Annotated in this window: 4 protein-coding genes; 2 read left to right on the forward strand and 2 right to left on the reverse strand. The window is 70.6% G+C overall.

All coding sequences use genetic code 11. The features are described 5' to 3' along the window. On the forward strand, positions 1–421 hold a 421-nt coding region (locus KAY22_RS08050), incomplete at its 5' end, for a hypothetical protein (RefSeq protein ID WP_296622037.1). Positions 422–451: 30 nt separating this feature from the next. Here the strand turns inward: KAY22_RS08050 and KAY22_RS08055 are convergent. Together KAY22_RS08055 and KAY22_RS08060 are read right to left on the reverse strand one after the other, a co-directional pair. Continuing rightward, positions 452–1,111, reverse strand: a complete 660-nt coding sequence (locus KAY22_RS08055) for a hypothetical protein (RefSeq protein WP_296622038.1) — start codon at positions 1,109–1,111, stop codon at positions 452–454. A gap of 62 nt (positions 1,112–1,173) precedes the next feature. Beyond that, a complete protein-coding gene (locus KAY22_RS08060) occupies positions 1,174–1,830 on the reverse strand; it encodes a transglycosylase SLT domain-containing protein (RefSeq protein WP_296622039.1) in 657 nt (218 codons plus the stop codon). Between the two features lie 191 nt (positions 1,831–2,021). On the opposite strand from KAY22_RS08060, the gene KAY22_RS08065 reads away from it, so the two are divergent. After that, on the forward strand, positions 2,022–15,303 hold a 13,282-nt coding region (locus KAY22_RS08065; RefSeq protein WP_296622041.1), incomplete at its 3' end, for a hypothetical protein.

Genomic DNA, 15,303 nt, shown 5'->3' on the forward strand with positions numbered 1-15,303 from the left:
GCACCCTGGTTTGGCGCTGGCGCCACGTCGCTGGCAATTCGGGTACGACGTGGCGGAGCTTGCCGACTGGAGGGATACCGTTGGCCGGAGCCTCGACGTCGCCCTTAACGCCGCCTGCCGGGCGGACATGATGCAGGGCGCCGCATCGGACCAGCGGATCGAGCGGATCGGCCGCATAGCGGAACTCTATACATCGGTTGGATGGGAGCCGCAGCGGGGTATGGCTCCGACAATGCAGGGCCTCGGCCGGCTGTGCATGGAGGTTCTGGCGCCAGGTCGTCGCGGGCGGGCGCTGCCGGCCGGCACACAGCTCGTGGTCCGGTCCTTCCTGGCGATGATCCGGACCGAATTGCGCAAGAGCTCGTACAAGGCGGAGTGGCACGTACAGCTCGAGAGCGCGGCAAGGCTTGCGGGCATGTGACGCGACGCTCTGGGTCGACTGCAGTTGCCGTCATTCGCCGGCTCCCGCCGCCTCGAGATAGTCGCCGACGATCCGCTCCAGTTCGTTCGGCGGCCAGCCACCCCGCGTCCAGGCCGATAGCCAGATCCTTCTGACGCGCCCGAACGCGCCCGGACGGTCCGTGAGCGCCTGGACGGTTGCGAGGCTCCCGTTTGCCCCGAGATACTCGATGATCCGGGTGCTCGCCGCCGCGAAATCGGTGAACACCACGGCGAGTTCGCGTTCGAGGCCGATGCGGGCGGTGGTCGCCGGTTGCGGGCGGCGGCCGGCCGGCAATTCCAGACGAATGTCGTTATTGCCCTGGCGCCGGTAGCATCGCCCTACCTCGCGCAGGATCTCGACCCCGAGGTCGAGGCGACGCCAGTCGGCGCTGCTGCGCAGCTCCGCCTCCATGGCCGCGCGGGTCTGCAGGCTGATCTCCGATAGCGCTGCGTGGGGCCAGGTGATCAGCGCCGACCGGACCGCGACAAGCAGTTCGTCATGCTTAGCGCGGTCGGGCTCGGCCAGATCCGAGGGGAGGGGTATGCGCAGTGGAAAGGCCGGGGCGGCGGTCGTCGCATCGGCATGCCAGGTCAGGTCGAGTTCGGGTACCAGGCGCGACAGGAGGTCGGCATCCTTCGGCGCACTCTGCTTGGGCGGACTGGCCGCCATGTTCTTCTTCCATGATGCTGCGGTCGTGGCAGGGATTCGTGACGCGTGGGGGGCAGGCGACTTCACGGGCGAGACCCCGATACCGTGCGGCTGCCGACATCGCGCTGGCGGCGGAGCTGGTCCCGCCTTGCCTGCGCCGGGTCGGGTTCCCGGCCCCGAGCCGACGACCGGCTCCTCTGGCCGACATGTCCCGGCACCACGCATTGGCGTTGCCACTCGGCCCCGTCCATGCGCTCGATCAAGCCGCAGATATAGGCAATCTGGCAGTCTACCCGGTTGCAGTTGTAGGCGGCCGCGGCCAGCGTCCAATCCCGATACCGGTCGAAGAGCGTCCTGAGGTAGCGGACGCCGTATTCCGTATTGAGGACCGGGTCGAAGGCGTTCTCCGGCGCGCCGAAGGCGGCCGGATGAAAATGGCGGTTCACCTGCATGCAGCCCATGTCGATCGAAACATCCTTTACCCCCTGCCTTCGCCAATGTTCGATCCAACGAACGGCTGTGCCGGGATCCGGGGCGATGACGGCGCGGCCCGCGACCCCGATGGCCAGCGGCTGGTTGCTGCTCTCGCGCCAGACCATTGCCTCCACGATCGCCTGAGGGACAGCATGGCGCCTCGCCGCATCCCTTGCCGGGGCAAGGCAATCGCCGGCAAGCGCGGATGAGGGCGCGATGCCGGCTAGCGGCAACACCATCAATAGGACTACCAGGATCGACCTCATCGCCTTCCCGCTCACGCTGACAGCATCCAGACGCGGGGCGCTCCGGTATTGTCTTTGTCGCTCGCAAAAGATTTTTTACGACAGCGCTCAAATCACCTTCGATTTGCGACAAACGGCTATCGCCGAACGTCATGTCGGCAATGACCCAGTCTGGATCGGATCGAAAGCCGCGCCGCCGGCCCGCGAAGGCCGTGCAGAGGGCGATTCTTGCGCTCTTCAACCCTTCGAACGACGAGCTCGATGCGCCGGACCGCGAGCGCGCGCGGCTTGGCGCCGCGCTGGTTGCCGCCGCCGGCGGCATGTTGGTCGACGACCAGGCCGCTCGACCCTCGATCCAGTGGCCCGCTGGCGCTGCCGACGACGACCGGCCGGTCATTCTGCAGCTGCTGTCACTGCCGCTCGACCACGAGGGGGCGTCGTCGCTCCGCCATGCCTTCGGCAGGGAAGTAGCCCGGCTGATGCGGAGCCTGGCCCTCCGCCTGGGACCGGAAGGCACCGTCCGCGTCGTCGGCGGCAGCCGGCGCGACGCTGTCCGCGGACTGCCGGAGCCACGGCTCGAGGGCGCGAGCTTCAGGCTGGGCCTGACCGCCGGCACCGGCGGGCGCCCCGTCTTGCTCTATGACGACCGTCTCTCCGGGCAACGCCTGTGGCTGCCGCCGGCCGACCTCCTGCGGCAGGATCTGGCCGAGAGGCTCGTTTCAACACTGTCTGCCCCGTCCAGGCGGGCCGAGACGCGGGTCCCGGCCGAGCAAGGGGCCTTCTCGCTCGGGGCAGCCGCGGACTGGGTGCCGGCATCGGAGACCGACCTTCCTCTCTTGTCCGTCCGATCCGCGGACGGGTCGCTCTCGCTCGATGAATGGCTGCGCGCGGAAGACCCGGCGGCGACGGCGGAAATGTTCGCCAGCGGTGACTGGCGGTTTTTGCGGGTATTGCCGGATGTCGCCATCGGCAGCCGTGCTGAAGGACAGGAGCGGCGGAACGCGCTCCAGGACCTCGTGGCCGATGCCGCGGAACGCCTCCTGCCCGGCGGCGCGGCCGATCTGCTCGTGTGCGATGCCATCCTCGCCGCCAGCCGGGCCGGTGGCGGGATCAGCGGCCTGTACTGGCTCGATGCTGGCTGTATTCCGGTCGTCACCGATGGTAGGCTGCGGGTCGTGCCGATGGTCGCGACCACGGCCGAGGATCCCGTATCGACATTCGTTCACGAGGCCTATCATGCAGCGGACTATGAAGGACGCCTCGACGATGTCACACGAGACCTGCTCGCCGGCGCTGCCCGGCGCTTCCCCGAGCGCTACGACATCGGGCGATATCCTGCCGGCAGCCAGTCCGTCGAATACGGCGCCCATCTGGTCGGCGACCGAGCGTTTTGGCGGGTTTCCGATCCCCGTGACCAATCCGCGGCCGGCGAAACGGGGACCGGTCCCGCCGCCGCCCGAACCGATAGAGCCGATGTCAACGGCGGCGCTCGAGCGCTTGCTGGCGGGCTCGAAAGGGCTGACGCGGCAGCTGACCCGCCGGATGTTCGGGCTGCCGCCGGAGGGCTGACGGCGCCCGAGCGGGCGGCGATTGCCGGCTTCCTGGCCGGCGATTTCACCCATAGACCGATCGATGAGCGAAGGATCGCTCGCGAATTCGGCATAGACCCGAACTCGGCGCAGGCGCTACTCCGGTTCGCACTGGGTGCCGATGACGGCGCCGGGCGGTCGGCTCAGCCGCCGGCGGCCGAGGATTCCTTGGCGGCGCTCCACCGGGAGGTGCCCTCCGCGGACCGGTTTGCGGCCGCGCTTGCCTGGCAGGCTCGGGCGCGGCTCCGCTGGCTTGGACGCATCACGCCCGGCCCGATCCGCTGGAACGAGGCGGATCGCTCCTGCTCGTTCGAGGGCCGCGATCCCGCCGGGGCCGAGATCGGCGTCACGATTGCCGCCGACGGCGAGCGGTCCGCGTCCCTCGTTGTCCGCGGTGGTTCGCCCGAGGCCGCGCGGGTGCGCGAACTGCTCGATCCGGCCTGGCAGCGCGCAGTTGCCGACGGGCGCGATGCTGGCCGGGCGGACGCCGACCAGACGGGAGATCGCGTGGCCGCGGACCAGTCGGGAGTGCAGCCGCCGGTTTCAGGACGGTCCGCGGGTGTCGACCCGGCAGGCCTTTACCGCATACGGAATCCCGCTGGGGAGGCCGGCGCCGGCGGTCCGCGGACGGGGTGGCGCAGGCAGTCACTGACGCTGTGCGCCTTCGACCGGCAGGACCGGCCGGTCGAGCTGGCGCAGGTGCCGGCGCGCGTCCGCGGACAGTTTGCCGTCGCGCCGATGCTCGTCGCGACGACGATCGACGTCCTCATGCCGGTCCAAGCGGCGAGCCCCGAGGCGCGGGCCCGGCTGGCCGCCTTGTCCGGCGCGCCGAAGGCACACCCATCCTCGCTGCGTGCCGCGGACGAGGACAGTGTGACCTATCTGGCCCGCCTGATCGCCGGCGACAGTGGTCGGTCGGCGCTGACCGAGCTGTCGATCGAACCGGTCCTTAGAGCGAGAGCGGCAGCGGGAGACCGGATGGCCGCGCGCCTGCTCGACGATGCCCGCGGTCATTGGGCCGATCTGCATATGGGCCGGGTCTCGATGATCCTCGGGGTCGACGCGGAATACCGGGTCTCAGCCGCGACCGATGCCCGCCGGTGGAGCATCTACGACCGGGCCACCGGACTGCCGCTGGCGGGTGGATTCGCCAGGCAGGGTGATGCGCGGGATGCCGTCGTGCGCCTCGGCCGCAGGCTCCGCGCCGCGCCGCTCCGGCAACGCTTCAGCGCCCTGTCCGCCATCGCCGATGCTCGCCGCGGGCTCGATCGCGCACGGGTCGCGGCGCGACAGGCCGCGGCGCGCGCCGCCGAGGCGACGGCGCGTGCCGCAGCTGATCTACGGGCAGCGCGGGCGGCGGTCGGCGCCGCCCGCGCAACCCTCGCCAGTGCCCACAGATTTCCCGGGAAAGCAGATATGGACAACAGCGCGCGCCAGCTATCCCTCGGATCACTGGGAGTGGTGCCACATGCGGTTGCGGTCCCGGAGATGGCCTATGGCCCGGATGGCCGCATTCGGCCGGAAGCGCTCGAGAAAGCCTGGAGCATTGCCGGTGCGGCGTGGTCGGCGGCCTCGGCCGATCTGGGCTATGACGCACCTGCTGCAGGGATCGAGCTCGGCGCGCTCAGGGCGGCGATCGACTACCATGCACAGATCGGCCACGTTGCCGGTGTGGGGACGGCACCCGGCCTGGCGGGCGCCCCGCCTGGCGCGGTCAGCGCACAGGCAGCGCGCGCCGCACTCGAAACGCTGACCGTCATCTACGCCCTACCGATGTCGGTCTCGCGAAAGGCGAGGGATGTTGCCGGGCTGATCCCGCTGGCGCAGCTCGCGACCAACCTCGAGCCGTTCGCAGTCATCGGCGAGGCGGCGAGGTCGATGACCGGGACTGACCCAGCCGCCGCGAGCCGGCTTGCGGCAAGGGCGTTGGCCTTCGTCGGCACCGCCTCCGTGCGCGGATTGGAGGATCAAGCGGCCGGCGACGGCCCGCGCTTCGCGCTGGCGCGGCCGGGCGTTGCCCTGCGGCCTCTGCCGGCGCAGCTGGACCCGGGCGGCAACTACAACGATCCGGCGCTGACTGCTGCAAGCGCACAGATGATCCTGCTGGCCGAAGCGGCCGATGTCGATGCCGAGGCGCTGGCCGCGCTTCGTGCCCACCTCGACGGCGCCCGGCAGATAGCGGCGGCGCTCGTCGCCATAGGCAGCCTTCCCGCCTGGGACGAGGCCGAGGTAGCACGGCTCGCCCGCGCCGGATGCGAGCACTTCGAGAGCGTGGCCGCCGGCTCGCCGATCGAAGGGGAGGCAGCCCGGCAGCTGGGCATGGCGGTCCGAGGGGCGTTAGCGAGCCTGCCCGTGTCGGCGCGCCGCCGCGACGAGGTGATGCGGCTGGTCGGCCCGGCCTTTCTGCTGCTTCGTCATGGCGGAACTGCGGCGGATGCCTGCCGCGTACTGGCCGAGCGGCCCGATCGGGACGACGGGATCGACATCGCCGAACTTGCGCTCGCCGCCCTGGTATCGCCGGCGACGCTCCTGGCCGACGGATACGGTGACGACGGCAAGGGGTTGGCCGACCAGCGCGACGAGGAACTGTGGAGATCGGTTGTCGTCGCCGATCTCCGCCGGCGATATCGCGATGTCGACGAAGCAATGCCAGCGTCTGGGCCGGTTCCTGCGCCGGTGGCTGGGGAGGCGGCCGGGCCCGGGCCCGCGTTCGCGCTCGACCGCTTGCCGGACCCGGTCCTCGACGAGGAGGGGCGGTATCGGCCGGTCGCGATCCGCGCCGCGGCCGGCGAATTCCTGGCCGTACTGGGCGAGCCTGCCGGCGACCCCGCCGCGCTTCGGTCAGCTGACGATATCCGGGCAGTTGTCGGCGCGCTGCCGGATCTATATGAAGCTGTCTACCAGGCCGCCCGGGCGCCAGGGACCCGGCGCGATATGATCGGCTACGACGTAGCGCTCGCCAGGTGGTCGTCCTCGGTGCCGTCGGATGCCAGGCCCGAGGTCGAGCGATGGCGTGAGATCGTCGCGACGCTGCCGGTCGGCCGCAGGCGGGCGCAGCGCCTGCTGGCGAGGCTTGGACCGTTGATCCATGTCGCCCGGTTGGCCCCCGAACTGGCAGACCATGTGGCCGATGCATCCTTGCGCCGTGCCGCGGGCGCGGATTTTGCCGGGGAGACGAGCCGGCACGCCGGCGTGCTGATCGACCTTGCCGGCAATCCGGGCCTCGCTGGACTGCCGCTGGATTCGATACTCTGGCACTACGAGCAGCAGGCATCGCGGCGCTTTGCGCTGGGCATCGGCGCTTTCGGCGACGTCGCGCCCGCGCTGTTGCAGCTGGCGGGGGACGGGATGTACCGGACCGAGGCGGTCGCCCGCGGCGCCGATGCGATCGCGACGCTGCTCCAGCGCAGCGACCTCGACGCGCGTCTGCCCGGTTTCCGGCCGCTGCAGCAGCGGCTGCGCCAGCTCGGGCCGATCTATCAGGCGGTCAGGGCACTCGCGGACCGGGACGTCGACACGGTCCCGGCGGCCCACCCCGCCGGCATCCCGCCCTTCGGACCGGCTACCGGCGGGGTGGGCGACAGCATGCCCGTGATCGAAGCTGCAATCCGCGACCTCGACATCGGCGAGCGCAGGCGGGCGGAGCTCCTCCGGGACGCGGCGCCGGCGGCGCTGGCCCTTGAGCATCTGCCGCTCGCCATGCGCCTGCTCGACGCGGCCGGGACGACGATGAGTGTCAAGGCGGCACGCCATGTCGCCGCCGACCTCGTGGAGCTTGCCTTGTCGCCGGCGAGCCTGGCCATCGCCGGGCCCGGCCGCGAGGCGATTGCCCGCGACATCGATCGCGCGATACCGCAATCGACCTCGCCCGTGCCTGCCCTGCGGTTCTCGCTCGGGACGGATGCACCGGGACCGCGGCTGACGCAGAGCGGGCGATGGCGGGTCGAGTCCGTTGCCGCGGCGCTCGGACACCTGACCGAAACGGCACACCGAGCCGCGGAAGCCGCGGCGCAGCGCGCCCGCTCCGTGTCTCTCGGCGCCGCGCTGCAGATCGCCGCGGGCAAGGCCACGCTGCCGAAGGCGTGGGAAGTCGCCCTCGATCAGGCGGCAGCAATCCTGCGCGTCTACCAGGTGCTCGACCTGATCGCCGACGGCGCGAGCGATCCGGTCTTGGCCGCAAGGCAGGAACGCGAGCGCCTCGAGCTCGCCGCGCTCGCCCAGCTGGCCGCCGTCGAGGGGCGTTCCGCCGCTGATCCGCATCCGGCGATCGTGCCCGAGCTGAGTGATATCGCCGAAGTCGCGGTTGCGTTGCTCGGGCTGTCACATGGCGCGGCCGACAGGCTGCGCGCCGATCTGGCGCCGTTGCTCGACGTCGCCACGGCCGCGAGCGAGCTCGATCGGGTCCTCGACCTGGTCGCCGCGGGACAACTGCCGGCCGGACGCGCAAACGACGTGGCCAACGCGGTACTTGACCATGCCGGAAAGCCGGGAGCCCGCCGGTTCGACCCGGCCCGCCGTCTGCTCGACGGCGAACGGGCGCTCGCTGGTGCTCTCGGCGATGAGGCGCTGGGCGCCGAGCTCGACCGGGCCATCGCCAACCGGGCCTCGGTCACGACCGGCAATCCGGACCAGCGGTTCGCCCTCGGTGCGCGCGATCACCGGGTCCTCCTCGCCGGCCAGGAGGGCGACGGCGCGTCCGGCACCGAGCCCCGGCGTGGCCGGTCCGCCCGGGCGCGGCTGACGACGGTGCTCGAGGCGATGGAGATCCTGCGTGTCCTGGAGGCCGAGGACCGCCCGGCGACGCCGCGGGAACGGGTGGTCCTGGCTGCTTATCCCGGGTTCGGCGGCCTCGGCGAGGCCGTGTTCGGCGCCGGTGCGAACGACTCCGACCGACGGCCCGACACGGCCGGGCTGGTCCGCGATCTTCGGCGGTCGCTCGACCGCGAGACCCTCGTTTCGGCGCAAGAGTCGATCCTCAACGCGCACTACACCGATCCGCGGATCGGCGAGGCGATCTGGTCGGGCCTGGTCAGCCTGGGCATCGGTCGCGGCGCCGGCAACATCCGACTGCAGGAACCCGCGGCCGGTGTCGGGGTATTCCTAGGTACCGCCCCTGGCCCCTTGCGGCGGCGCATCGATGCTACCGCCGTCGAGGCCGACAGTCTGTCGGCCCGCATTCTGGCGGCACTCTATCCCTCGGCCAACGTGATCGCCTCTCCCTACGAGCGGACGATCTTGCCGCCGGCATTCTTCGATCTGACGATCGGCAACGTGCCGTTCGGCAATTACCGCGTGCACGATCGCCGTTATGCCAGACTCAAGCCGAGCATCCATGATTATTTCATCCTGCGCGCCCTCGACCATACCCGTCCCGGCGGGGCGTGTGCACTCATCACCTCGACCTATACCCTCGATCGCCTCGACCCGGCGATCCGCGAGGCGATGGCGGACAAAGCCGAGCTGATCGAGGCGCTGCGCCTACCAGCTGGAACTTTCGCGCAGAGCGCAGCGACCGATGTCGCGACCGATCTGCTGGTGCTGCGCCGCCGCGAGACGCCGATCTCGGCACTGCCGGCGCCGGAGGCGGCTGCGGCGCGTGCCGCCGCCTCCAGCTGGATCGAGCTCGGCCAGATCGAGGATGCCAACGGCGGCCAGCCGATCCGGCTGAACCGCTGGTTCGTCGAGGATCCCGCCCGTGTCCTGGGCAGGGTGGCGCGGGCCGCGTCCGGCCGGTTCGGGCCCGACGAGCCGGAGGTGATCGCGGTCGACCAGGCGGGCCAGCCGTTGCGCGGCGATCGCCTGGTCGAGCACGTGGCCAGAACCATTGCCGAGCGGCTGGGCCGGCTCGATCAACGCACTTTCCGTCCGCTCGGGCGCGACCCCTCGGCCCAAGTGCCGCCTGCCCCACAGCTTCGCGATGGGGCGTTCTTCATCGATCCGTCGAACGTCCTGCGCCAGATGAGCCGGGGAGAAGCGATTGCCCCGGGCCTCGAGCCGCGCGCCGAACGAGTCATGCGCGGCGCGCTGCAGCTCCGCGACCGGCTGAGGGCGGTGGTCACCGCCCAGCGCGACCAGCGGCCGGAGCCGGAGAGAGCGGTGGCCCGCGCGCGGCTGCGCGCTGCCTACGAGGCCTTCGTCGCCGATCTCGGGCCGCTGACGTCGCGCGAGAACCGTCGGGTCATCGCCCTCGATCCCACGGTCGCGCTGGTCCTGGGCCTCGAGCTGCGCGAGCCCGACGGCAGCATCAGCCTCGCCGCCATCTTCCACGGCGACACAGTCCGCCCATACGAGGCGCCGGCGAGGGCCGCGTCTCCCGCAGACGCGATCGCGGTGTCGCTCAACGAGACGGGACTGATTGATCCGGCCCGGGTGGCGCAGTTGCTCGACATCAGGGAGGACCAGGTCGGCCGGGCGCTCGAGGGGCTCGCCTTTCGCGACCCCGTCGTGCTCGACCGGAGCGGCAAGGCTGGCCAGCTGGTCCCGGCCGATCTCTACCTCTCCGGCGATGTCGCAACCAAACTCGAACTCGCCCGTGCCGCGGCAGCGGCCGATCCTGCATTCGTCGCGAACGTCGCGGCGCTCGAGGCGATCCAACCCGCACCGATACCGGCGGCGCTGATCGCCGTCGACATCGGATCGTCCTGGGTCCCGCCCGGCGACTATGCGGCATTTCTCGAAGAGGCGCTCGCGCTTCCGGCGGGGTCGGTCACCTGCTCCTATAACCCGCTCCGGCACGGTTATACTCTGGAGCTGGCGGACCGCGCGAGGAAGCGGTTGGGATCGGTCGCGGCGAGGCGAACCTTCGGAACCGAGCGGTCGCCGGCGCACCGTCTGTTTCTCGACCTGCTAAACGGCCGGCCGCTCGAGGTTGCGAGCAATGGTCCCGACGGCGGGATCGATGCCGCCGCCACGGCGGCGCGCCGCGCCGCAGCCGGGCGGCTGAAGGATGCGTTCGGCCAGTGGATCTGGCGCGACCCGGCGCGAAAGGAGCGGCTCGCTGGGCTGTACAATCGGCTGCACAACTGCTGGGTCGAGCCCAGGCTCGACGGGTCCCACCTGACGTTTCCGACGATGGATCCCACCTGGGCGGCGATGCTCCGAGACGTCCAGCGCCGCGCGATCTGGCGCGGCATACAGGGCAATCTGCTGATCGACCATCAGGTCGGCCTGGGCAAGACCGCCGATCTCATCGCCATCGCGATGGAGCAGAGGCGGCTCGGCCTCCGGCGCAAGCCCGCGATCAGCGTCCATCTGCCGACCCTCAGCGGTTTCGCGGGCCAGGCCGTGGCGATGTATCCCGGCGCGCAGATCCTCGTCCAGCCTGCCAAGGATCTTACGCCCGAGGAGCGCCGCGCCTTCCTGATGTCGGCGGCGACCGGCGACTGGGACCTCATCATCGCGACCCACGAGACGCTCGACAATCTGCCGCTGACGCCGAGCAACGAGGAGCGGTTCGTGCGCGAGCGGATCGCCGAGGCGAGGTCGGCGCTCGACGACGCCATTCCCGACGGCTACCGGGCGGCCAACCCGGCGCAGCGCCGAACCGCGAAACAGATCGAGGCGACGGTGAAGCGCCTCGAGGTGCGTCTGCGCGAGCTGATGGATCAACCCAGGGCGGAGGATTTGATCTACTGGGAGGATCTCGGCATCGATCAGCTGCTGGTGGACGAGGCGCACAAGTACAAAAACCTCGTGATGACCAGCTCGATGACGGATGTGAGGGGCTTGCCGTCCGGAGAATCCAAGCGAGCGGTCAGCTTATTCCAGAAGTCCCGGCTGCTCGCCGAACGGCTGGCGGCGCAGGGCGCCGCGCAGTCGGGCCTGGAGCAGGGGCTTACCCTGGCAACCGGCACGCCGCTCGTGAATTCGGTCGCCGAAACCTACGTCTGGCAGCGCTATCTGCAGTTCGATGCCCTCCAAAGGGCTGGGCTGATGACGTTCGATGCCTGGGCCACGGTATTCGCAGGAACATCGACCGGCCTGGAGATCGGTCCCGATGGACGGTTCAAGAGTGTCCGCCGCCTGCGGGAATTCAACAATCTCCAGGAATTGCGCAGCGCCTACGGCCAGATCCAGGATTATGCCGACATCGGTGGCGTTGCCGGACTGACCGTGCCGCGTCATCAGACGCATGTTCTGACGACGCAGCCATCGGACCAGCTCAAGTCCTACATCGCCGATCTCGGGCGTCGCGCGGCCGCGCTGAAGCACGGCCAGCAGGACGATCGAGACAACATGCTGGCTATCGCGACCGACGGCCGCATGGCATCGATCGACCTGCGGCTGGTCGACCGCAACGCCGCCGACCATCCAAAATCGAAGGTGAACACCTTCGTCGCGGAGGCCGCGCGGATCGCGGCCGAACATCCGAAGACCGTGCAGCTGGTTTTTCTCGATCTCGGCCTGCATCCGACGAAGGCCAATCGCGGGTTCTGCCTTCGCGAGGATATCATCGAGAAACTGGTGGCCGCAGGGATTCCGCGCGATCGCATCGCCGATTTCACGACCGCCTCCAAGGCGAGATCGCGCGAACTCGAGGCAGATCTGCGTGAGGGCCGCCGCACCATCGCCATTGGCAGTTCCGCGCGTCTCGGCACCGGCCGAAATGTCCAGGATCGGGTCTACGTGATGCACGACCTGGACACGCCGATGACGCCGAAAGATATCGATCAGCGTCGCGGGAGGGGCGAGCGCCAGGGCAACCAGCTGAGCCAGGTGCATTCGGTCCATCATGTTGCCGAGGGGACGCTTGACGCATTCCTTTGGCAGCTGATCGAGGCCAAGCGCGGCTTCATCACCGCCTTCCGCTCGGGGGCACTCGCTGACCGCACGCTCAGGGATGATTCCGCAGATGAGATCTCGGCCGCCCAGATGCTGGCGATTGCCACCGGCGATCCGTTGCTGGTGCTGCGCGCCGAACTGCGGCAGAAGGTCGAGGTCCTTACGAGGTCCTGGGCAAGGGCGCGCAACGATCGCGAGTTTTCGGCCGATGCCATCAAGCGTGCGACGGCGTCGATCACGGTCGACCGGCTGCTGCTCGACCTAGCGGTGCGCAGGGCCGAGGTCGCCGCCAGCGCCCTGGCCGGTCCGCCCGCCTATCTGCCGCAGGAGGAGGGCGCATCCGCGGTAAGCGGCCGGCTCGACGCCGCCGCGGCCCTCGTTCAGGCGGTCGAAGTGCTTGCCGCGGCGCGCAAGGCGCGGGGGAGCTATGTCGCCGCGCCTGAGGAACCGATCGGCCGCTGGCGCGGCTTCGAGCTCGCCGCCGCGGCCGGTTACGGCTACCAGCCACCCCAGGTCATGCTGCGCTTCCCCCTGGGCGCCGATGCCGGCGGGCAGCATCGTCTGATCCCCGTCGAGATTTCGCGGACGAGCAACCTTGCCACTGCCTCGTCGCTCGACCTGGCGCTCCGCGGGGTGATGCGCGAGCAAGCCGAGATCCGCGAAAGGATCGCCCGGCATGAGGCCGACATAGCGGCGGCGCAGCGTGTCGTCGACGCGGTATTCCCGGATGGCGAACGCCTCGAGAGGATGCAGCGCGCGCTCGCGAGGCTCGACCTCGTCATCGTGTCGGAGAACGGTCCGCGGCCCGAGGATTCGATACTGGCAGATGCAAGGCGCCTGGCTCCGGACAGGGAGGCTGCCGAGGCGCGCCTTGACGCGCTCGTGGCAAGTCGCCCCGGCGGGCCCTCCGCCCAAGCCGGCGCGGCGCTCGATCGGGCCCTCGATTATCCGGCGTGGTCCCGCGCATCGCGGATGGAGCAGGCGTCGGCAATGGGCCAGGTCCTCAGGGAGCATCTCCGGCCCGCGGTGGGTTCGGCCGCGCTCGACCTGCCCGCGCCGGTCTGGCGGGATGGCGAACCCCAGGAAATGAGTACGGCGAGCACTTTATTTGGGCGCCGCGAGCCTGATCTTACGCAACTGGCGGATGGTTCTACCGGCGATCAGCAAAAAAACAGTGTTGGCACCCCACATTCCGTGCCGGACGGTCGTCAGGGAGTCATGGACCAGTCCAATCGACAGGCGCGCGCCGGATCAGCGGCTTTCGCACTCGGCCGGGAGGCCGCCTGGTGTGGCGAACAGGGCGGCGTGCGCGTGTCCGAAAGCGCCGCGCGCGCCCTGCGAACCCTCGCGCGCTCGACGGCGCCCGACGGGTCGATCAGCCTCAGCCGACTGATCGGCAGCGACCCGCGCGACCTGCGTGAGCTGTTCACGCATGGTGCGCTCGTCACGCGGCGGCCGCGGGGCAACACCGGTCGCCCCCGGGTCTTGCTCGGCGCCAGCGCCGCGGCGGTCATCGGGGCCGAGCCGGCTCAGTCTTCGCCGGAGACCGGGCAGGGGAGGGACACTCTGCTGCCGTTGGAGCGTCGCTTCGGCGCGCTGCTCCAGGCCATAGGCAGGCCTGTCTCTGCCCGGCTCGCGGTCCTGCTCGGCGGCACCGCGGCCCGGCGACTGCAGGCGCGCGGCCTGGCCGAGCGCCGCGACGACGGAACGGTCGCTTTGACACCTCGCGGGGCAGCCCAACGGTTCGCGCTCCGCTCCGGGGAGGGGAGCGGGATGCCGGCCCTGTCGCCGGCCGCCGAATACCTGGCAATGCTCGATGGCTCGGCGGTGACCGCCCTGCTGCCCGAAATGCGCCCGATCGAACGTCTTGCCGCGGTGGAGAGAGCGCTCGAGGCACTCGAGCGGAACGGCACTGGCCCCGCCGCGCTGCTGCCCGACGGCATCCGCCGCCAGGAACTCGAGCGCTTCCTGGCGGTCAGGTCGAGCTATGACGATTGGCGGGGCCGCCTCGGTACCGAGGAGTCGTCTCTGGCCGAGCTCGGCAGCATCAGCCTGCTGGCGGCCCGCCGCGCCGGCCGCCACTTCAGTCTCGATGTGACCGCCGAGACCGGTCGCCGCGGCGACGAGCCCGTCACGGGATCGCCGTCCCTGCCGGTGCCCCGCCACCCCATGTCGATACTGGCGGCGCAGCTGGTGCCGAGGCGCGCGGAACTGCCGGTGACGCGGTCGGCCGCCCCGGATGGCGGTCTCGCTCACCGCCTCCTCGCCATCGGCCCGGTCCCGCTGCTCGATCCCCAGGCAACGGTCGTGGAGCGACGCCACCCGGATGTCGCGGTCGGCCGCCGGCTGGTCAGCGACGCTAACGGGGCAGAAAGCCTGCTGGTCGAGCTGACGGCCGGTAGCAGCCAGGCGCTCGCCTCCGCCCGCGAGACCATCGAGCGGGACGGCAAAGCGCTGGCCGTCCTTGCGCTGCCCGCACCGCCGGCGGACGCGGCGCAGGCGCAGCGCCGGTTCCTGGCTACCCATCTGCTGGCGTCGAGCCTGCAGGACGATCTGCGCGGGATGCACGCGGCCCGGCTCATGGCGTCTCCCTCGGTCCGGACGGCGGCGCGCCTGGCGACGCGGGGCGGGGTGATGGCCGCAGGGGTTGCGGCCGCAGCGACGGTCCTGCCCAAGGAACGCGCAGGCGATCTACTGTCGCATGCCGCATCGATCGCTTCCTGGGCCGCAGAGGCGGCGGGCAGGACGGCGCCGCTCGCGCCGGCGGCCGCGGGTCTGGCGGAGCTGGCGACGGAGCTGAGGCAGGCGTCGGATGAGGTCGCCGACCTGCCGCCCGCCGGGATGCCCGTCCAATCCTATCTCGAGAAACTGGCAACCGCTCTCGACGTCGCCAAGGGTGCGGTCAACCAAAGCAGCGCCGTCGCGCGGGCTGGCATAGAGCGGCTCATCGACCAGGCCGATGGAGCGTTCGGTCGCGTGGCAGGATCCGTGCTGGACGCGGCCAGCGCGATCAAGGCCGATTACGGGCATTTCGTGCAACTCGCCGCCGATACGCTCGACCAGGCTTCGGCCGGCCTGTCGGCGGCGTCCCAGGTCGCGCTGGTCCACCTTGCGCAGGCCGGCA

This window comes from Rhizorhabdus sp., assembly GCF_018006725.1.
Lineage (GTDB): Bacteria > Pseudomonadota > Alphaproteobacteria > Sphingomonadales > Sphingomonadaceae > Rhizorhabdus.